Origin of the sequence: Pantoea sp. PNA 14-12 (assembly GCF_004364735.1) — a bacterium.
Classification (GTDB): domain Bacteria; phylum Pseudomonadota; class Gammaproteobacteria; order Enterobacterales; family Enterobacteriaceae; genus Pantoea; species Pantoea stewartii.
In genome coordinates this window covers 1541124-1559843 of the sequence record NZ_SOAJ01000001.1, presented here as the reverse complement: position 1 = coordinate 1559843, position 18720 = coordinate 1541124, and the positions used below count along the sequence as shown (strand labels likewise).

The window sequence follows — 18720 nt, the reverse complement described above, 5'->3', positions numbered from 1 at the left end:
GATTAGTAATGGTTAGCAACAATGAAATGAACATGCAAGATCAGCCCCACACAATTAGCGTAATTGCACCGAAGCTGAATGAACTTGATGCGCAGGGCTTCTATCTTTTTGACTATGTTGACGGGGGACATCCAGATAACTGGACTGCTGATCTCGTTGGCGATGGTTTTTATAAGGCTCAGTATCAGAACGCTACTGTTAACAAAGAAACGGGGGAATGGTCTAACGGCAAATGGGTGAAACCTACACCCCACCAGCGCCAGTCGACAACGCACCCACTGAGGAAACAAAAATCCTGCAAATGCTCTCTGACATATTTTCAGAAGTGAAGGCTAACCCGGCTTTAGCGGATACGGTCATTTCTAAAATCAAGGAGAGCATAGGATCCACATCGCAATAATTTCGAGTTTGTAAGTCCGTAAGAAATTACTCTTTCCGACCAAATGCTTAACTAATTTCTTAATCGCAGATGTTCAGAAAATGACAAAACCCGGCACATTAGCCGGGTGGATCATTTTGTTATGTAGGGTCTGTAAGCTCAAGTTCGAATGTCCCTCCTTTTTTGGGCATAACTTGATCGACCATTTTTACAAATTTATTCCAGCCGTAACCATTTGCTATGGCCAGGCGCTGAATCATGACTATAGAATGTAAGTGCTGAGATAACATTGGATTGCCTACGTCATTAGTGAGCCATTGGTGTAGTTTATTCTTCCTGGCACCTGAATCGTTTTTGGGCGATTTTTTTTCAAGCTCATCAAGGATTCCATCCCCTAGTCGCTCATAAACCAAGTCTCTGGTGTAATGAGCAACCACGCTAAACCGGTTTTTACTCATACCAGCCCATGGCCATCCGCGAAGTTTATAAATATTTTCGTAAAATTCATCAGGAAATTTTTTTGCCCATGCAGCAAGTTCTTTACTGATTATTTTGTCTAAATAAGCCTGTAGCGCGTCACGTGGGCGGATTTCTTGATAACCAGTAACCTCATCTACAAGAGCAACTATACCAACTCTGGCAAATGCCCTGATTAACATATTTGCAAAGGCAAGGTAACGCTCTTCCTGAGGCGTAGTAAGTATTTTGTTATCGTTAGCCACAAGAATTGCTTCACACAACTCTTGAAGTACAGTTGCTTCGAAACCATCACTTGGCACCCCCACTTTTGGGGAGCCCCCAATGAACTTAATGGGGTTTTCAATGGCCATGGCTAAGTCACTGTTTTCATTATAAGTAAGCATTCTATGACCAGTGATCCTCGCAACCCCTTGGCCACGTCCTTTCATACCAATTGCAGCCGTAAGTCCTCTTCCTGTTATTACTCTTCTACCATCATCAAGCACGAAACAAGGAATCTCAACTTCAGCAATTTTGAGGATTCCTTTGTGAGTTACTTTCGGAAGAGACTTTGCAATTGCTCCCATTCTGGCTATTTCAGATCTTCTTTCTGGAGTTAGATTCTTAGCTCTTGCTTTACCGCCTGCAGATTTCTTCTTTTCTTCTGACATAGCCAATCTCCACGATAAGTTGAATAAAATATAAACATGCATGCCTGTTATGGCAAGCAGAAAAATAAATTTTGCTTGCTATATGAGGTATGTGTTGCTGCTTATCTAACTACTCGCGACATCATACAGGTGGCTATGGATGCGCTTGAGGGGATGTGGCCGTATGGTCATCACTATATGAAAGCAGGTGTAATGCTTGGGGATTTTTACAGCCAGGGTGTGGCGCAACTAAACATTTTTGATGAGTACCGACCACAGCCAAACAGTGAAACGCTAATGCGTGTTGTTGATGGCCTAACTCAGAGTGGTAAAAACAGTTTGTTTTTTGCAGGTCAGGGGATTGAGAAATCATGGGCGATGAAGCGCGAGATGCTTTCGCCGGCATACACAACAAAATACGCGGATCTTCCAAAAGTAAAGTGACCTGATCACTTTACTTTTGGAAGCAAACTTGATGGGGAAAAAATGACCTCAAAAGTGAGTTAAAATATTAATTGCAAATTGTATCAATATCATCTATTTTCTTTAAAAAACCATCAAAGAAAAATGTAAAAATGTTTAATTTTGTCGTTAAGGTTTTAAGTAAAATATTAAGTTTTGATGCTCTGGCGCTTGTCATTGGTTTTTTTAGTGTTATTTTTGTTGTTTTGACAAAGAAAGAAGCTAATGAGTTCGTTAAGACTAATGCAGATATAATTTTTACTATTTCCCTCACGTTTATATCAGTGTCCACCTTTTTATATTTCATAATCAGATATCTTAATAAAGATGTTGGCGGAAAAAAACTTAAGAAAGATGTCAACGCCTTTAATGAATATAGGGATTTCGTAAATAAAGCAAAGATTGAATTGTTAGAGGCAAGAATCAAGAGGCTTGAAAATAATGATTCATCGGAAAAAAAATTAAACCTGACTGATGAGGAAAGGGCGGACTTTATTGAGAAGGCTAAGAAGAGAATAGTTGGTAATACTATTCGACTTGCCGAAGATAGTCTTAAACAGGATATTGAAAAATACAAGAAAAACACCGAGATTTCTAAAGCTCAATCAGAAATGATATTCAGATTGGAAAATGAAATTGAAAGATTGAACAGGCGTGGCGGCGCTAATCTAGGTATTGGCTCTACTATTGCTATCTCTGGGATAGTTGTTCTTGCAGTGTTTCTTTATGATTCTCAATACGATGGTTTTAAAGGGGTGAGTTTTATAATACATCTTTTGCCTAAATTTTCATTTGTTCTGATTGTTGAGTTGTTCGCATATTTTTTTCTAAGGCTATATAAAAACGGGTTTGAAGAAATAAAATACTTTCAAAATGAAATCACAAATATTGAGATGAAAACAATGGCTTTGAAGTATGCATTAGAATATAAAAATGAAGATATGATAAAAGAATTATCATTGAATCTAATGCAAACAGAAAGAAACTTTGTGTTGGAGAAGGGGCAAACAACTGTATCTTTAGAGAAAGATAAAATTAAAAATGAATCTGATTCTAAGTTAACGAACATTTTATCTGAATTGATGAAGCTAAAGCAAAAATGAAAATCTAAAATGCGACTTGCTTTTAATTTTTGTTAGTTTGACTGTAAAAGGTTAGTTCTGTGTTAGTAAGATAGTGGATTATCGCGGGGTTTTAAACCTTAGGGAATATTTTAGAGAAAAAGTAAGTCCTCGTTCATCTCATTTTATTACTTTAAGCTAGTACTTAATTTATAATTATTTATTTTTTTGAGGTATTCGAATCTGTCATGCAAAGACCGAGGAAAAAGTTCTGTGTAAACCTGCCAGAGAGTAGAAAGCGACCTGTGGCCAGTTACCTGCGCAACTTCTTCAATAGTAAAACCAGCCTCAAATAAACGGCTTGCTCCTTCTCTGCGCATGTCGTGATATCTCAAATCCTCGATACCTAACTTGTCCCGTTCTTGAGCAAAAGTGTTTGATATATGTTTTGCGTTAAAAGGAAAAATTCTTGCATCAATTCTGAGTTGATTCTGAACAAATTTCCATGCATCACCTAAGAGCGCTACTTTCATGTGGTTACCATCTTTCTTACGAGGATCTTTTCTGTCACGAACTAATACAGCCTTCTGCTTATCATCAATGTCTTCCCATCTGATTCTAGTAACTTCACCTATACGCATACATGTGAGAATTGAAAACAAAAAAAGGCCAGAGAAGGGTTTTTTTTTGTATGAAGAGTCCTCTCTCTTTTTAAGAGCCTCAATTAGCTTATCGGTTTCATCGTTCGAGGGGCGCCGGCTTCTTTTCTGAGATGATCCAATCAAACGTATTTTGTTTAACTGGTATTTTGCATAACCAAAATCATCCAAGTTGACATCTACATCGAACATTGGTTTAGCTACATGAAGTACAGAACCAATGAATACGATATCGTTACGGATTGTCGCTGGCCCAGCCCCTTGCGATGCACGAAACTGCGCATGTTCAATGTAAGTTTTCTGAGTTAACAAGGAAATGGGAATGGTGGCTATCTCGCAACGTCTGATTAAACGCAGCGTTTCATCTTTAGTTTTGCCATACTTAATGTGTGGGTGGCTCATGTAGAGGTCCATAAGCTCACCAAACGTCATAGAAGAAGGCTTCATTTTAGCTGGCAATCCGTTAGCTTCTAAGTCAGCAACTCGTTATAGTCCCCATGATTTTGCTAAGGCCAACTTCGGAAAAGTGTTACTTTCACGGTAAAAATATTTACCACCTTTTTTAACACCGACAGAACAGCGATAGCGTATTTCACCAGTTGATGTTTTACGCTTCTCAATCGAATAGAAGGCCATGGTATACCCTTAAAGTTAAGTCCCCATGGGGTGCTGGAAGGGGACCTCGGTGATAATAAATAGAAAATAATACTGTATTAATGTACAGTAATTTGCAATTTTAAATGCACTATTTCGATATAACAATTTGATATTATTTGATTTATTTATTTTTTAAATTTTTGCTCCACAGCACATTTGCTGGGGTATTTTTTGTCCGGTATTCCGCTATAGTGGATGATGAAACAACGCATTGTGTGCATTCTGTGTCGCCGTTTGCCGTCAACGCGGCTTTGCTTTCCCTGTTCTGTTCCCCCGTTTGCGGGTCATCAGCTTAACCCTAATCGACATTGATGTCAGAGGCCCTGCCATGCGATGCATTCTGCTTTCCGCTGTTCTCACCGTGATGGGATGCCATGCGCCCTTAACCTTTGCCGCGTGCAAATCAAACAGTAAAGCGGTCTCTGACAGTAATAACTGGATTCTGCTGGGCGGCAGTGCGAAAGGGGCGGTACGTCAGGTTGTCGCAGGGGAGTTTGGCAAAGACGTCAATTCGCAAAAGCGGGTGCTGGGGCAGTTTGATCCCTGTGGCGACCTGCTGGTGGCGGATATCAGTTATGACAAAAATGAGCGTAACGTCATTCTGAGCATGGAACAACATCTGGTGCGTGTGCAGGAAGGTTGGGTGGCCGAATATGCGTATCTGGTAAAAGTACTGAAACAGGGAAAGGAAGTGGTGGTGGATAACCGACAAGGCACCATCAACTGGCACAAGGGAAAAAACGGCAATATTATCAGCGCCTCAGACAAATTCATCAGCATGGGCAAATCGGGATTCACGGACACCACGTACCGCTACGATAAACACTATCGTTTGCTGAAAAGCATTGCACGCGGAACCGATCCCGTCAGCAACGGGGAATACCGTTACGCGTGGAGTCCGCAGGGCCTCGTCACCCGCACCACCTCTGCCCGGCGAAAAGACACCTATACCTATGACGATAAAGGGCGGGAGCTGCGCCTGAACGGCACGGCATCAACCGACGTCAGCACTCTGCGCACCGTGGATGAATGCCAGTTCTGGGATGACAAGGGCAACTGCACCCTGAGTTACCTGAATGAAACCGAAGTTTTTGAGAAAGGCACGGTGCAGCGTCACCTCAGTGCGGTTTATAAGTATCAGTACTGGGACAAACCCACTGAGGCGACAGAATAGCCCCTATTTTACCGTTTTACTGAACGCATCCAGGCCCAGCAGCGCATGGGCGATTTGTTCCGGTGCCAGGTTAGGATTGAGGTTTTTCAGCGTATCGCCCTCGCTGTTCGCCAGCGCGCCGATTTTTACCAGATCTTCCCAGCTCACCCCGTCCAGATGCATCTCTTTTAACGTGGTCGGCATATTGATCGAACGGTAGAAGCGGATGTAGCGGGCAATTTCTTCATCGGGACGCTGCTCAAGCACCATCTGAGTTAACGTACCGTAGGCCACTTTTTCACCGTGAGTAAGATGGTGGATATCGCCGTCAATCGCGGTGAATCCGTTATGAATCGCGTGCGCACCTGCCAGACCGGCGTTTTCAAAGCCTAAACCGGACAGCAATGTATTGGCTTCCACTACCGCTTCTACCGCTGGCGTGACGCGTTTTTCCGAGACGGCGATATAGGCACTGTAGCCCCACGTCAGCAGCGTCTCTTCACAGGCCCGGGCAATGGCAAGACCGGCAATAGTCGGATCGCCATTGACCATCGATTTCGCATGGCTACGGGCCACCGCCTGGGCTTCCACCCAGGTCGCCAGACCATCGGCGATGCCGGACGCGAACAGGCGGGCGGGCGCGGCGGCGCACACGGCGGTATCAATTAACACCAGATCGGGATTTTTACTGTAGAAACGGTAGCTTTCAAAAACGCCACTGTCGGAATAGATAACAGACAGCGCGCTACAGGGCGCATCGGTTGAGGCAATGGTGGGCACAATCACTACCGGCTGTTTGAGTTCATCGGCCACGGCTTTTACCGTATCCAGCGTTTTGCCGCCACCCAAACCAATCACCACGTTACAGCCCTGCTGCTGCGCATGCTGACTTAACCGGGTAATTTCATTACTGGAGGCTTCGCCATTGAACTGCTGACGGCTGAGGGTAATGCCTGCTTTTTCCAGCGTAGACTGCGCCCGCTCACCAATCAGCCCCCAGACGACATCGTCAGCCACCACGAAAGCGTGATTGCCCAATTCCGTGACATACTCTCCCAGTTCATCGAGCACGCCCGCACCCTGTACATATTTGCGAGGCGAAGAGAAAATAAATTTACTCATGATCGTAGCTCCTGGTTTTTCAATTGAGACCGTTACCGGCCCGCTAATAACGCCACTAAAAAGCGTAGCAGTTAATCGCGCCAGGCTGTCTGTACAGCGTGAAAAACGCTTGTTATTGTTAAGCACTTCTAATCAGGAGTACGCCTGTGACGACTTCATTCCTCGCTTTTCTGTTTGCGATCATCATTTTGACCCTGACGCCGGGGTTCGATACGGCATTAATTTTGCGATCGGCGGCGGCACAGGGCTGGCGACGAGCCAGTGCGACCGCGCTGGGCGTGGCGACGGGCTGTCTGTCGTGGGGCATTGCGGTCGGGCTGGGGCTGGGGGCGCTGCTGCTGGCATCGGAAACGGCGTATAACCTGCTGAAGTGGGCTGGCGCAGCCTATCTGCTCTGGCTGGGCGTCAGGTTACTGTGGCATCCGCGTCGCCAGAATGCAGCGCTGCCCGCCGAAACGCCGTCGCAGCAAACGCATCTGGCCTGCTTTCTGCGTGGGTTACTGGGGAATCTGTTGAATCCTAAAGTGGGCGTTTTCTACGTAACATTTTTACCGCAGTTTATCCCTCAGGGCGGTTCGGTCCCGGTCTGGTGCACCCTGATGGCCCTGACACATATGGTGACTGGATTGATCTGGAGCAGCGTGCTGATTGGCAGCAGTCACTATTTTGCGGCACAGCTCAGGAAGCCACGCGTGTTAATAATCATGGATCGTTTGACGGGCTGCGTCTTTATTGGCTTCGCGGCGAAACTGGCGCTGTCTCGCCGCTGAGCATTACGGCTTTGTGGCGACCAGCACCGCACGCAGCGGTGCGGGATAACCTTCAACGGTTTTGCTGCTGTCCGCAGGATCAAGGAATTCCGCCAGCGATTCGCTGGTCATCCAGTCGGTCCGGCGCTGTTCATCTGTGGTCGTAACGGCAAAGTCCACAATGCGCACATCGACAAAGCCGCATTTCTCCAGCCAGCTTTTCAGCGCCTCGGCGGAGGGGATAAAGTAGACGTTGCGCATCTGAGCATAGCGTTCGCCCGGCACCAGCACCTGATTCACATCGCCTTCAATCACCAGCGTTTCCAGGACCAGTTCGCCGCCGCTCACTAACTGATTTTTCAGCTGCATCAGATGATCCAGCGGCGAACGGCGGTGATAAAGCACGCCCATGGAAAACACGGTATCGAACGCCTGAAGCACCGGCAGCTGTTCGATGCCGAGCGGCAGCAGGTGGGCGCGGCGGTCGTCATTTAACAGCTTGCGGACGGCTTCGAACTGGCACAGAAACAGCTGCATGGGATCGATACCGACCACAAGGTGCGCGCCTGCCCCGATCATGCGCCACATATGGTAGCCACTGCCACAGCCCACATCCAGTACAGTGCGTCCGGCTAACGAGGAGATGTGTGGCAGCACGCGATCCCATTTCCAGTCTGAGCGCCATTCCGTATTAATTTCGGTGCCGTAAAGCGAATAGGGGCCTTTGCGCCAGGGCATCAGATTACGCAGCAGTTTCTCAATGCCCTGACGGTGCCGATCGCTGATATCGTCCCGATCGGCGCTGACGCTGTGCAGCAGGTCCAGCCGCTGAGGTTCCAGCTGGGGTAAATATTCCAGCGACTTGTACCAGTCACGGAAGTGCCCGTGCAGATTTTCACGCTGCCACTCGCTGATTTGCGCAGGCAGCACCTCCAGCCATTTTGCCAGGGGACCCACGGCGATTTGCTGATAAAAACGGCCAAAGTCGATCATTTTAATGCCACCAACGAACCAAAATTAAAACACTGAAACCACAGCTCAGCATGAGAAAAACCGGCCTGTTTCAGGCGCGCCTTGTGCGTTTCTACGCTATCGGTGAGCATCACATTTTCCAGCATGCTGCGTTTCTGGCTGATTTCCAGTTCGCTGTAGCCGTTGGCGCGCTTAAAGTCATGATGCATGTTGAACAACAGTTCACCGACGTCACGATCTTCAAAGCTGAACTTCTCAGAGAGCACCAACGCGCCGCCGGGATTCAGCCCCTGCCAGATTTTGGTCAGCAACGTCAGGCGGGCTGGCGGTTCAAGAAACTGCAGGGTGAAATTGAGCACCACCAGTGACGCGTTCTCAATGGCGATATCGCAGATATCCGCTTCGACGACCGTAACCGGCGTAGCCGCCCGAAACGCATCGATATGACGGCGGCAGCGCTCCACCATGGCCGGCGAATTATCCACAGCAATAATCTGACAGCCGGGCACGTGAATATTGCGGCGCACCGAGAGCGTGGCAGCGCCTAGTGAACAGCCCAGGTCAAATACCTGGCTGTTGGGCTGGACGAAACGTTCTGCCAGCATGCCAATCATCGAAATGATGTTGGAATAGCCCGGCACTGAGCGCTGAATCATGTCGGGAAACACTTCAGCCACGCGCTCGTCAAACGTCCAGTCGCCCAGTTTTTCAATGGGCGCAGAAAAGAGTTGATCGCGATCAGACATAACGAAAATCCGAAGAGACGGCGGAAAGTGCGCTATTCTGGCAGAAACTGCCGCGGCCTGCACCCTTTACGCCGTTAACATTAACGCAAGCTGAGCAAGAGTGGCCAGGGCAGGTAAATCAGGTTAAAAATTACCATACCGGACAGCGAGAATAACGTCAGCATCATGCCATATTTGCGTTTGCTCATGACATCGCTGCGCAGGCCCTGTGCATGCAACACCCGGCCAATGAAAAACAGGATGCCGGTCAGGTGCACCATCCAGATATTCGCGCCGTTCATCTCCAGCACAATCAGCAATAATAACCCCAGCGGGATCGTTTCAATGGCATTGCCGTGAATCCGGATGGCCATGTGTAAATCGTGATGACCGCCATCGCCATAAGCCACATGATGCTGTCGCCGTAAGCGCACAACATTCAGGGTAAATTTCATGATCAGTAAGGCCCCGATCACCACATATAACGCGCTTATCATTATTGATTCCTTATTTTTACTTTTGCCAGAGGTGTGATGCTGCCGGTCGCTATCAGAATAGCGAATCCTGTTGCGGCCAGTCCGGCCCGGGACCGATGCTGGCATCAATTTTTTGCAGTTCAGGCCACAAGGCCTGCACCAGCGGAAAGACCTGGCCCATGTCGGGCGTGTGAATGAAGACCAGCGGTTCACTTTGCGTATGCCATTCAGCCAGTTTCGTCAGCCAGATGCGAAACAGCGGCAGGCTTTCTTCAAGACTATCGCTGCCGACAAAGCGGATCATCGGGCGCGGTCCTGTTAACAGCGCATGCGGCGGGACGCGCGGCTTTTGCTGGCGGGCGTGCAGCGCCGCCGCGCTTTGTGACGTTGAGGCGTGAACCGGACGGCTGTCCAGCACCACACGATTGACGCCGCGCTGGAGCAGGCCACGATTCAGCGCGCGCTCAGCCTCACCTTTCGCGAAAAAAGCGGCATGCCGCACTTCCACGCCATAGGAAAAAGAGGCAGGCAGACTATCCAGAAAACGCCACAGATCGCTGAGTTGGGCGGGAGAAAAGCTGGCAGGCAACTGGAGCCAGTACTGACCGATGCGATCGGCAAGCGGATGCATCAGGCGAAAAAAGTCGGTCAGTAAGTCATCGGTGTTTTGCAGTGCTGCCTGATGGCTGATTGTGCTGGGGAATTTAAAACAGAAGCGAAACTGATCGTGCGTCATATCCCGCCAGCGCAACACGGTTTCGGGATCCGGCAGTGCATACAGCGTGGTATTGCCCTCAACGGTCTGGAAATAACGCGCGTAGTCCGCCAGGGTTTCAATTCCCCAGCGTTTCCAGTGTGCGTGGTGCCATTGCGGCAAACCGATACGAAGTGTCACGCCTGACTCCTGTCGTTGAGTGTGATGGTAATTATCCTGTAAGGCAGTATATTGACGCAACCCGGTGAAAAGGGAACAGGAAATGCCGTGCTTTAGCGTGGCTCCACTTATCCTGTCAGCCTTTTTCCATTATAATAGCGGCCTTTTTTGCGACAGCACCTGATAAGGTTACGCGGCCTGGTGCTGTCTGCTGCAGCGGCGAAGTTAAAAGGATAGTGTTATGCGTACAGAGTATTGTGGACAGCTCAATCTGTCTCATGTGGGTCAGCAAGTTACGCTTTGCGGCTGGGTCAATCGCCGTCGCGATCTGGGAAGCCTCATCTTTATCGATATGCGCGACCGTGAAGGCATCGCCCAGGTGTTTTTCGATGCCGATCATCAAGAAGCGTTCCAGCTGGCATCTGAACTGCGTAACGAATTCTGTATCCAGATCACCGGTACCGTCCGTGCCCGTGACGAAAAGAACCGAAACAGCGACATGGCGACCGGCGACGTGGAAGTGTTCGCCCACGCGCTGACCATCATCAACCGTGCTGACCCTCTGCCGCTGGATTCTAACCAGACCAACAGCGAAGAAGCGCGTCTGACGTATCGCTATCTGGACCTGCGTCGTCCGGAGATGGCGCAGCGTTTGAAAACCCGTGCGAAAATCACCAGCTTTGTGCGTCGCTTTATGGATAACGAAGGCTTTCTGGATATTGAAACGCCGATGCTGACTAAAGCAACGCCAGAAGGCGCGCGCGACTATCTGGTGCCCAGCCGTGTGCACAAAGGGAAGTTCTATGCGCTGCCGCAGTCACCGCAGTTGTTCAAGCAGCTGCTGATGATGTCCGGCTTCGACCGCTATTATCAGATCGTTAAGTGCTTCCGTGATGAAGACCTGCGTGCTGATCGTCAGCCAGAGTTTACCCAGATCGACGTTGAAACCTCCTTCATGACCGCCGAACAGGTGCGTGAGAAGATGGAGCGTCTGATTCGTGAGCTGTGGATGGACATCAAAGGGGTGGATCTGGGGGCGTTTCCACAGATGACCTTTGCCGAAGCCATGCATCGCTTTGGTTCGGACAAGCCTGACCTGCGCAACCCGATGGAGCTGGTGGACGTAGGCGATCTGCTGAAAAGCGTCGAATTCCAGGTCTTCGCGGGTCCCGCTAATGACCCGAAAGGCCGCGTAGCTGCGCTGCGCGTGCCCGGCGGTGCGGCGCTGACGCGTAAGCAAATCGACGAATACGGCAAGTTTGTTGAAATCTACGGGGCCAAAGGGCTGGCGTGGATGAAGATTAACGAACGTGCCAACGGCTTCGAGGGCGTGCAGAGTCCGGTGGCCAAGTTCCTCAGTGCCGACATCGTGGAAGCGATACTGAACCGCACGGGCGCACAGGATGGCGACCTGATCTTCTTCGGTGCCGATCGCGCGAAAGTCGTGGCGGATGCGCTGGGTGCGCTGCGCCTGAAAGTCGGCCGCGATTTGCGGATCACCGACGAAAACGCCTGGGCACCGCTGTGGGTAATCGACTTCCCGATGTTTGAGGAAGATGAAGAGGGCGGTCTGGCTGCGATGCACCATCCGTTCACCTCACCGAAAGACATGACCGCAGAGGCGCTGGCCAGCGATCCGGTTCAGGCGGTGGCAAATGCCTACGACATGGTGATTAACGGCTACGAAGTGGGCGGCGGTTCCGTGCGTATTCACAACAGCAAAATGCAGCAGACGGTGTTCAGTATCCTCGGGATCACCGAAGAGGAGCAGCGCCTGAAGTTTGGCTTCCTGCTTGACGCGCTGAAATACGGTACACCACCGCACGCGGGCCTGGCATTTGGTCTGGATCGTCTGACGATGCTGCTGACCGGCACCGATAACATTCGCGATGTTATCGCATTCCCGAAAACCACCGCCGCCGCGTGCATGATGACCGAAGCACCGAGCGAAGCCAATCCTGCCGCGTTGCTGGATCTGGGCATTCTGGTGGCGCCGAAGAAAGAAAAGTCAGAGAACAAGTAATGGGCAATAAACATCCGGTATCGGTGCTGGTGGTGATTTTTGCGCAAGATACTGGCCGGGTGTTAATGCTGCAGCGACGTGATGATGCCAGCTTCTGGCAGTCGGTCACAGGCAGCCTGGAAGTCGGGGAAACCCCGCGCCAGGCGGCCGAGCGTGAGGTGTCAGAGGAGCTGTCCATCAACATTGCGGACGAAAAGCTAGTGCTGGAAGACTGTCACAAACAGATCGAGTTTGAAATTTTCCCGCACTATCGCCACCGTTACGCACCGGGCATCACGCATAACCGGGAACACTGGTTCAGGCTGGCGTTACCCGCAGAGCGCGACCTGCTGCTCACCGAGCATCTTGCCGCGCGCTGGCTTGAGCCCGCCGCTGCTGCTGCCCTGACCAAGTCCTGGAGTAACCGCCAGGCGATTGAGGAATTTATCTGAATGCCTGCCGTAACGCGTTTTTCAGACGGCAGTAACGTTAAATTTCACGAATTCGACGAAGCTCATCCTTCGTTCCCTAAACCGGGTGCCGGTGATAAACCGGCGCCATTAAAATTGAAGAGTCGGGCATCATCGGTATCGCGAAGCCGCGACCGTCAGTGCAGTGCAACCGGAACGTTTATAACGACGTGAGGATGGCAGGCACTGTCGGGAGGCGGATCGTAAGTCAGATAGCCCGTGCGATTGTTAAGATCGGAGAATATGCAAGATGGCTGGACATAGTAAATGGGCGAATACCAAGCACCGCAAGGCTGCTCAGGATGCCAAGCGCGGTAAAATCTTTACCAAAATCATTCGCGAGCTGGTGACCGCCGCGAAACTGGGTGGGGGCGATCCCGGTTCTAACCCACGTTTACGTGCTGCCATGGACAAAGCGCTGTCTAATAACATGACACGCGATACCATGAACCGTGCGATTGCACGCGGCGTGGGCGGCGAAGATGATTCCAACATGGAAACCATCATCTATGAAGGTTACGGTCCGGGGGGATCGGCCATCATGATCGAGTGTCTGAGTGATAACCGAAACCGTACGGTGGGTGAAGTGCGTCATGCGTTCACCAAAACCGGCGGCAACCTGGGAACCGATGGCTCCGTTTCTTACCTGTTCAGCAAAAAAGGCGTGATTTCTTACGCGCCAGGTCAGGATGAAGATGCGGTGATGGAAGCCGCGCTGGAAGCCGGTGCAGAGGACGTGGTGGCGTATGATGATGGCGCTATCGATGTCTTCACCGCCTGGGAAGAGATGGGCTCCGTGCGCGATGCGCTGGAAGCCGCCGGTCTGAAAGCGGATACGGCGGAAGTTGCGATGATTCCGTCAACCAAAGCGGAAATGGATGCGGAAACCGCACCGAAACTGCTGCGTCTGATCGATATGCTGGAAGACTGCGACGACGTGCAGGAGGTTTATCACAACGGTGAGATCTCCGATGAGGTGGCGGAAACGCTGTAATGCTGTACCGCTTTCATCGCTGGCTGGAGACGCGTCATGTCTATTATCCTGGGGATTGACCCCGGTTCACGCGTCACCGGTTACGGGGTGATTCGTCAGACCGGCCGCCAGCTCACCTATCTGGGCAGCGGCTGTATCCGCACCAATACGACAGAATTGCCGGCGCGCCTGAAGCTGATCTATGCTGGCGTTTGCGAAATTATCACGCAGTTTTCGCCTGATTTTTTCGCCATTGAGCAGGTGTTTATGGCGAAGAACGCCGACTCGGCGCTGAAGCTTGGCCAGGCGCGCGGTGCCGCCATCGTCGCGGCGGTAAACCATGACCTGCCGGTGTTCGAATATGCCGCACGTCAGGTGAAGCAGACGGTTGTCGGAACCGGCGGGGCAGAAAAAAGTCAGGTTCAGCATATGGTCAAATCTTTACTGAAGCTTGCAGCCAGTCCGCAGGCTGATGCCGCCGATGCGCTGGCTATCGCGATTACGCACTGCCATGTTGCACAGAATGCCGCGCGCATGAGTGAGAACACGCTGGTGCTGACCCGCGGCCGGCTGCGGCAGCGCTAACGGTAATCCTCGCAGTATGCCCGTCAGGCTGGATATTCATCCAGCCTTTTTTATGGTATAAATTCCGCCACATACGTTGAATAAGGAAGGCATCAGGTGATAGGTCGTTTACGGGGAACCATTCTGGAAAAGCAGCCACCGCTGGTCCTGCTGGAGGCGCATGGCGTTGGTTATGAAGTCCATATGCCAATGACCTGTTTTTATGAACTGCCTGAGCTTAATCACGAAGCGATAATCTTTACGCAATTTGTGGTTCGTGAAGACGCGCAACTGCTGTTCGGCTTTAACAGCAAACAGGAACGTGCCCTGTTTCGCGAACTGATAAAAGTCAACGGCGTTGGGCCGAAACTGGCGCTCGCTATTCTGTCGGGCATGTCCGCTCAGCAGTTTGTCACGGCGGTGGAAAAAGAAGAGATTGCCGCGCTGGTCAAACTGCCGGGTGTGGGCAAGAAAACCGCCGAGCGTCTGGTTGTCGAGATGAAGGATCGCTTTAAAGGGATGCATGGCGATCTGTTTGGCGGTGACTCGGCCTTTACGCTGACCACGCCGGGCCCGGAACCCGAAACCAACGACGCCGAAGCGGAAGCGGTTGCAGCGCTGGTGTCCCTGGGTTATAAACCGCAGGAAGCGAGCCGCATGATCAGCAAAGTGGGTCGCCCTGACGCGGATTGTGAAACATTAATTCGCGAAGCGCTCCGCGCCGCTATTTGAGGTAATTCATGATTGAAGCCGATCGCCTGATCTCCGCCGCCAGCGTTAGCGAAGAAGAGAGCCTCGACCGCGCCATCCGGCCTAAGATGCTGACCGAGTATGTCGGCCAGCCGCAGGTGCGGGAGCAAATGGAAATTTTTATCAAAGCGGCCCAACTGCGTGGCGATGCGCTGGACCATTTGCTGATTTTTGGCCCACCCGGGCTGGGAAAAACCACCCTGGCGAACATTGTGGCTAATGAGATGGGCGTCAATCTGCGCACCACCTCCGGTCCGGTGCTGGAGAAAGCGGGCGATTTGGCGGCGATGCTGACCAACCTTGAGCCGCATGATGTGCTGTTTATTGATGAGATTCACCGCCTGTCACCGGTCGTTGAAGAAGTGCTGTATCCGGCGATGGAAGACTATCAGCTGGATATCATGATTGGCGAGGGTCCGGCAGCGCGCTCGATTAAGCTTGATCTGCCGCCGTTTACGCTGATTGGTGCCACTACGCGCGCGGGCTCACTGACGTCGCCCCTGCGCGATCGTTTTGGTATCGTGCAGCGGCTGGAATTCTATCAGGTGAAAGATTTGCAGCATATCGTCGGGCGCAGTGCCGCCTGTCTGGGCCTGGCGCTGAGCGAGGAGGGAGCCCTTGAAATCGCCCGTCGCTCTCGCGGCACGCCGCGTATTGCTAACCGACTGTTACGCCGGGTGCGTGATTTTGCAGAAGTGCGGGCAAACGGTAACTTAAGCGGCGAAGTCTCAGTGACCGCGCTGGACATGCTTAACGTTGACAGCGAAGGTTTCGACTATATGGATCGTAAACTGCTGCTGGCGATTATTGATAAATTCACCGGCGGGCCGGTGGGTCTGGATAACCTTGCGGCGGCGATTGGTGAAGAGCGGGAAACGATTGAAGATGTCATCGAGCCCTTCCTGATTCAGCAGGGCTTTATTCAACGCACACCGCGCGGCCGGATGGCCACGCAGCATGCTTACCGTCATTTCGGTATCACCAAAGAGGCGTAATCACAGCGCCGGTTTGCGCACCATACTGACGATAAACAGTATGGCTGCGCACAGCACCACAGACGGCCCCGCAGGCGTGTCATAAAACGCCGAGAAGGTTAACCCGCCGGTCACTGCCATTACCCCGATCAGCACCGCAATTGCGGCCATCATTTCCGGTGAACGTGCAAAGCGTCGCGCCGTCGCAGCCGGGATAATCAGCAGCGAGGTGATGATCAGCGCCCCGACAAATTTCATCGCCACGCCAATAGTCAGCGCGGTCACCAGCATCAGGATTAACCGGGTGCGTTGAATATTCACCCCATCGACCTGCGCCAGTTCGGGGCTGATGGTCATCGACAGCAACGCGCGCCACTGCCAGGCCATGACCGCTAAAACACAACCTACGCCCGCAGCCATTGCCCCGAGATCGGCAGGGGTGACCGCCAGCAAATCGCCGAACAGGTAGGCCATCAAATCGACCCGCACATTCGACATCAGGCTGACGACCACCAGTCCCAGTGACAGCGCACTGTGCGCCATAATGCCCAGCAAGGTATCAATGGCCAGATGCGGTCGGCGTTCCAGCCAGACCAGCCCCAGCGCCAGACAAACCGTGACCAGAATCACGGCATAATAAGGATTTACATCCAGCATTAAACCAAACGCAACGCCCAGCAGTGAGGCATGCGCCAGCGTGTCGCCAAAGTAAGACATCTTGCGCCAGACGACAAACGAACCCAGAGGACCGGCAGCCAGCGCCAGCATGACGCCGCCCAGCCAGCCCGGTAGCAATAATTCAATCATAGTGGACCCGGTCCCTTGCGAAGTACGATACGTCCCTTTAAGTCGTGACGATGATTATGGTGATGACGATAGATAGCCAGTTCCTGCGCGCCGCGTGGCCCAAACATGGCAATAAATTCCGGATGCTGGGAGACAGCCTCGGGCGTGCCGGAACAGCAGATATGATGATTGAGGCACAGTACTTCGTCTGTCTTGGCCATGACCAGATGCAAATCATGAGAGACCATCAATACCGCACAGTTCAGCTCATGACGAAGCTGGTTAATCAAATCATAGAGCGCGACCTGACCATTGACGTCCACGCCCTGTGTCGGCTCATCCAGCACCAGCAACTGTGGCTGATTAAGCAGCGCACGCGCAAGCAGGACGCGCTGCATTTCGCCGCCGGACAGTTTCTGCAGGGGAGAGGTCAGCAGGTGACCGGCCTGAACGCGTTTGAGCGCAGGCAGAATGTCCTGATGACGTGCACCACGTGACAAACGCATAAAACGCTCGACGGTGACCGGTAACGTCGGATCGATGTGCAGTTTCTGGGGCACATAACCAATACGCAGGTTCGCACTGCGATGCACCTGACCGGATGAGGGCGCGAGCAGGCCGAGTACCACGCGCACCAGCGTCGATTTACCCGCGCCATTGGGACCCAGCAGCGTCAAAATTTTACCAGGATGAAGCGCCAGGCTCACGCCAGACAGGACGGTGCGTTGAGCAAACTGGATGGAGACATTTTCAAGTGTGACAAGTGATGGCATAAGATTTACAGGTTGCGCAGAATTTCGAATGTTATAATATCACATCCAATCTGTTGATGACGAAGGAATGACGCATTATGTTACATAATAAAAAAGGGGTGGGTTTTACCCTGGCTGCGCTTGCTTTTGCTACCGCCGTTGCTTTGCCCGCTCATGCCAATGTGGTGGCCTCCATTAAGCCTGTTGGCTTCATTGCCTCTGCGATTGCGGACGGGGTAACACCGGTGGAGGTCTTGCTACCTGATGGCGCATCCGAACATGATTATGCCCTGCGTCCGTCTGATGTAAAACGCTTACAAAACGCGGACTTAGTGGTCTGGGTGGGACCAGAAATGGAAGCGTTTATGACCAAATCAGCCGCCGCCCTGCCAGAAAAAAAGAATCTTGAGATAGTACAAATTCCCGGCGTAAAAACGATGTTGCTGCGGGGCGGTGAAGACGATGATCACGATGACCATGAGGCAGCAGAGCACGATCACGATGCAGAGCATCATCACCATCACGGTGAGTTTAATATGCACTTGTGGATGTCACCTGAAATCGCGCAAAAAACCGCGGTTGCAATCCATGAAAAATTATTGGAACTTATGCCGCAGGATAAAGCCAAACTTGACGCCAACCTGCAGCATTTTGAGGCAGAATTAGCGGACACAGATAAGCGCATTATCTCACAGCTTGCCCCCGTTAAAGATAAAGGGTATTTCGTTTTTCACGACGCTTACACGTACTTTGAAAAACACTACGGTCTCTCGCCCACCGGGCATTTTACCGTTAACCCAGAAATTCAACCGGGTGCACAGCGCTTACATCAAATTCGAACACAGTTGGTTGAGAAAAAGGCCGTTTGCGTCTTTGCTGAGCCACAATTCAGGCCGGCGGTCATCGATGCTGTTGCCCGTGGAACGCAGGTGCGTAAAGGCACGCTCGATCCACTGGGCACAGACATCAGCTTAGGAAAAGACAGCTATGTGAAATTCCTCTCACAGCTGTCGAGCCAGTATGAGACCTGCCTGAAAGGAGCATAGAGGAA

The 18720-nt window shown here is 51.3% G+C and carries 19 protein-coding genes and 2 pseudogenes; 12 read left to right on the top strand and 9 right to left on the bottom strand.

The genetic code is table 11. From position 1 onward, the window contains the following. The first annotated feature begins 8 nt into the window (after positions 1–8). Positions 9–329: a hypothetical protein gene (locus tag C7434_RS07395; protein ID WP_133745270.1), complete on the top strand. Its 321-nt coding sequence runs from the start codon at positions 9–11 to the stop codon at positions 327–329. Between the two features lie 190 nt (positions 330–519). Here C7434_RS07395 and C7434_RS07390 read toward each other — a convergent pair whose 3' ends face one another. Further along, positions 520–1509, bottom strand: a complete 990-nt coding sequence (locus tag C7434_RS07390) for a P63C domain-containing protein (protein ID WP_133745269.1) — start codon at positions 1507–1509, stop codon at positions 520–522. A 111-nt stretch (positions 1510–1620) separates the two neighbouring features. Here C7434_RS07390 and C7434_RS07385 point away from each other — a divergent pair. Both C7434_RS07385 and C7434_RS07380 read left to right on the top strand, forming a co-directional pair. Next, positions 1621–1932 (top strand): annotated as a pseudogene (locus tag C7434_RS07385) (DUF4113 domain-containing protein); the annotation flags it as partial. Between the two features lie 131 nt (positions 1933–2063). Next, entirely contained in the window at positions 2064–3053 is a 990-nt protein-coding gene (locus C7434_RS07380) for a hypothetical protein (protein WP_133745268.1), read from the top strand. Between the two features lie 146 nt (positions 3054–3199). On the opposite strand, the pseudogene C7434_RS07375 reads toward C7434_RS07380, so the two are convergent. Next, a pseudogene (locus C7434_RS07375) lies at positions 3200–4306 on the bottom strand (site-specific integrase). A 349-nt stretch (positions 4307–4655) separates the two neighbouring features. Between C7434_RS07375 and C7434_RS07370 the strand changes: the two are divergent. Further along, entirely contained in the window at positions 4656–5501 is an 846-nt protein-coding gene (locus tag C7434_RS07370) for a hypothetical protein (RefSeq protein WP_058701778.1), read from the top strand. Between the two features lie 3 nt (positions 5502–5504). Here the strand turns inward: C7434_RS07370 and C7434_RS07365 are convergent, their stop codons facing one another. Next, positions 5505–6602, bottom strand: coding sequence for a glycerol dehydrogenase (locus tag C7434_RS07365; protein WP_033741989.1), 1098 nt, complete (start codon positions 6600–6602; stop codon positions 5505–5507). A 146-nt stretch (positions 6603–6748) separates the two neighbouring features. On the opposite strand from C7434_RS07365, the gene C7434_RS07360 reads away from it, so the two are divergent. Next, positions 6749–7372, top strand: a complete 624-nt coding sequence (locus tag C7434_RS07360) for a LysE family translocator (RefSeq protein ID WP_058701779.1) — start codon at positions 6749–6751, stop codon at positions 7370–7372. Positions 7373–7375: 3 nt separating this feature from the next. Here C7434_RS07360 and cmoB read toward each other — a convergent pair whose 3' ends face one another. The 4 genes from cmoB to C7434_RS07340 form a co-directional block, all read right to left on the bottom strand. Beyond that, entirely contained in the window at positions 7376–8344 is a 969-nt protein-coding gene (gene cmoB / locus C7434_RS07355; RefSeq protein ID WP_006120261.1) for a tRNA 5-methoxyuridine(34)/uridine 5-oxyacetic acid(34) synthase CmoB, read from the bottom strand. Further along, on the bottom strand, positions 8341–9069 hold the full coding sequence (cmoA, locus tag C7434_RS07350) for a carboxy-S-adenosyl-L-methionine synthase CmoA (protein WP_039343163.1): 729 nt from the start codon (positions 9067–9069) through the stop codon (positions 8341–8343). Before cmoA ends, cmoB begins: the two co-directional genes overlap by 4 nt. An 80-nt stretch (positions 9070–9149) precedes the next feature. After that, positions 9150–9545: an MAPEG family protein gene (locus tag C7434_RS07345; RefSeq protein ID WP_058701780.1), complete on the bottom strand. Its 396-nt coding sequence runs from the start codon at positions 9543–9545 to the stop codon at positions 9150–9152. Positions 9546–9597: 52 nt separating this feature from the next. Continuing rightward, the gene (locus tag C7434_RS07340; protein ID WP_006120264.1) at positions 9598–10419 is read right to left on the bottom strand and encodes a DUF72 domain-containing protein; all 822 of its coding nucleotides are present in this window, start codon (positions 10417–10419) and stop codon (positions 9598–9600) included. 220 nt (positions 10420–10639) lie between these two features. Between C7434_RS07340 and aspS the strand changes: the two genes are divergently transcribed. The 6 genes from aspS to ruvB all read left to right on the top strand — a co-directional run bounded on the left by aspS (position 10640) and on the right by ruvB (position 16152). Then, the gene (gene aspS / locus C7434_RS07335; protein ID WP_033741983.1) at positions 10640–12421 is read left to right on the top strand and encodes an aspartate--tRNA ligase; all 1782 of its coding nucleotides are present in this window, start codon (positions 10640–10642) and stop codon (positions 12419–12421) included. Beyond that, positions 12421–12852: a dihydroneopterin triphosphate diphosphatase gene (gene nudB / locus C7434_RS07330; protein WP_006120266.1), complete on the top strand. Its 432-nt coding sequence runs from the start codon at positions 12421–12423 to the stop codon at positions 12850–12852. The genes aspS and nudB overlap by 1 nt, the downstream gene beginning before the upstream one ends. A 268-nt stretch (positions 12853–13120) precedes the next feature. Further along, positions 13121–13864, top strand: a complete 744-nt coding sequence (locus C7434_RS07325) for a YebC/PmpR family DNA-binding transcriptional regulator (protein WP_058701783.1) — start codon at positions 13121–13123, stop codon at positions 13862–13864. Positions 13865–13900: 36 nt separating this feature from the next. Continuing rightward, a complete protein-coding gene (ruvC, locus tag C7434_RS07320; RefSeq protein WP_033741979.1) occupies positions 13901–14428 on the top strand; it encodes a crossover junction endodeoxyribonuclease RuvC in 528 nt (175 codons plus the stop codon). Between the two features lie 96 nt (positions 14429–14524). Continuing rightward, complete coding sequence (ruvA, locus tag C7434_RS07315) at positions 14525–15139, top strand: Holliday junction branch migration protein RuvA (RefSeq protein WP_006120270.1); 615 nt, start codon at positions 14525–14527, stop codon at positions 15137–15139. 8 nt (positions 15140–15147) lie between these two features. Then, positions 15148–16152 carry a Holliday junction branch migration DNA helicase RuvB gene (ruvB, locus tag C7434_RS07310; RefSeq protein WP_006120271.1) on the top strand — a complete coding sequence of 335 codons (1005 nt, stop codon included), beginning with the start codon at positions 15148–15150 and terminating at the stop codon, positions 16150–16152. Here ruvB and znuB read toward each other — a convergent pair whose 3' ends face one another. Together znuB and znuC are read right to left on the bottom strand one after the other, a co-directional pair. Then, positions 16153–16938 carry a zinc ABC transporter permease subunit ZnuB gene (gene znuB / locus C7434_RS07305; RefSeq protein WP_033741977.1) on the bottom strand — a complete coding sequence of 262 codons (786 nt, stop codon included), beginning with the start codon at positions 16936–16938 and terminating at the stop codon, positions 16153–16155. It lies immediately after the preceding gene. Further along, positions 16935–17690 (bottom strand): zinc ABC transporter ATP-binding protein ZnuC, encoded by a 756-nt coding sequence (znuC, locus tag C7434_RS07300; RefSeq protein WP_033741975.1) that lies wholly within the window; start codon positions 17688–17690, stop codon positions 16935–16937. Before znuC ends, znuB begins: the two co-directional genes overlap by 4 nt. Positions 17691–17767: 77 nt before the next feature. Between znuC and znuA the strand changes: the two genes are divergently transcribed. Beyond that, entirely contained in the window at positions 17768–18715 is a 948-nt protein-coding gene (gene znuA / locus C7434_RS07295) for a zinc ABC transporter substrate-binding protein ZnuA (protein WP_039343147.1), read from the top strand. Positions 18716–18720: the final 5 nt, after the last annotated feature.

Excerpts from the sequence above, each read along its gene's own strand:
- C7434_RS07390 (WP_133745269.1), bottom strand. The coding sequence starts at position 1,509 with ATGTCAGAAGAAAAGAAGAAATCTGCAGGCGGTAAAGCAAGAGCTAAG.
- aspS (WP_033741983.1), top strand. The coding sequence starts at position 10,640 with ATGCGTACAGAGTATTGTGGACAGCTCAATCTGTCTCATGTGGGTCAG.
- C7434_RS07365 (WP_033741989.1), bottom strand. The coding sequence starts at position 6,602 with ATGAGTAAATTTATTTTCTCTTCGCCTCGCAAATATGTACAGGGTGCG.
- znuC (WP_033741975.1), bottom strand. The coding sequence starts at position 17,690 with ATGCCATCACTTGTCACACTTGAAAATGTCTCCATCCAGTTTGCTCAA.
- ruvC (WP_033741979.1), top strand. The coding sequence starts at position 13,901 with ATGTCTATTATCCTGGGGATTGACCCCGGTTCACGCGTCACCGGTTAC.
- C7434_RS07325 (WP_058701783.1), top strand. The coding sequence starts at position 13,121 with ATGGCTGGACATAGTAAATGGGCGAATACCAAGCACCGCAAGGCTGCT.
- ruvB (WP_006120271.1), top strand. The coding sequence starts at position 15,148 with ATGATTGAAGCCGATCGCCTGATCTCCGCCGCCAGCGTTAGCGAAGAA.
- C7434_RS07345 (WP_058701780.1), bottom strand. The coding sequence starts at position 9,545 with ATGATAAGCGCGTTATATGTGGTGATCGGGGCCTTACTGATCATGAAA.
- C7434_RS07395 (WP_133745270.1), top strand. The coding sequence starts at position 9 with ATGGTTAGCAACAATGAAATGAACATGCAAGATCAGCCCCACACAATT.
- nudB (WP_006120266.1), top strand. The coding sequence starts at position 12,421 with ATGGGCAATAAACATCCGGTATCGGTGCTGGTGGTGATTTTTGCGCAA.
- cmoA (WP_039343163.1), bottom strand. The coding sequence starts at position 9,069 with ATGTCTGATCGCGATCAACTCTTTTCTGCGCCCATTGAAAAACTGGGC.
- C7434_RS07380 (WP_133745268.1), top strand. The coding sequence starts at position 2,064 with ATGTTTAATTTTGTCGTTAAGGTTTTAAGTAAAATATTAAGTTTTGAT.
- znuB (WP_033741977.1), bottom strand. The coding sequence starts at position 16,938 with ATGATTGAATTATTGCTACCGGGCTGGCTGGGCGGCGTCATGCTGGCG.
- znuA (WP_039343147.1), top strand. The coding sequence starts at position 17,768 with ATGTTACATAATAAAAAAGGGGTGGGTTTTACCCTGGCTGCGCTTGCT.
- C7434_RS07370 (WP_058701778.1), top strand. The coding sequence starts at position 4,656 with ATGCGATGCATTCTGCTTTCCGCTGTTCTCACCGTGATGGGATGCCAT.
- cmoB (WP_006120261.1), bottom strand. The coding sequence starts at position 8,344 with ATGATCGACTTTGGCCGTTTTTATCAGCAAATCGCCGTGGGTCCCCTG.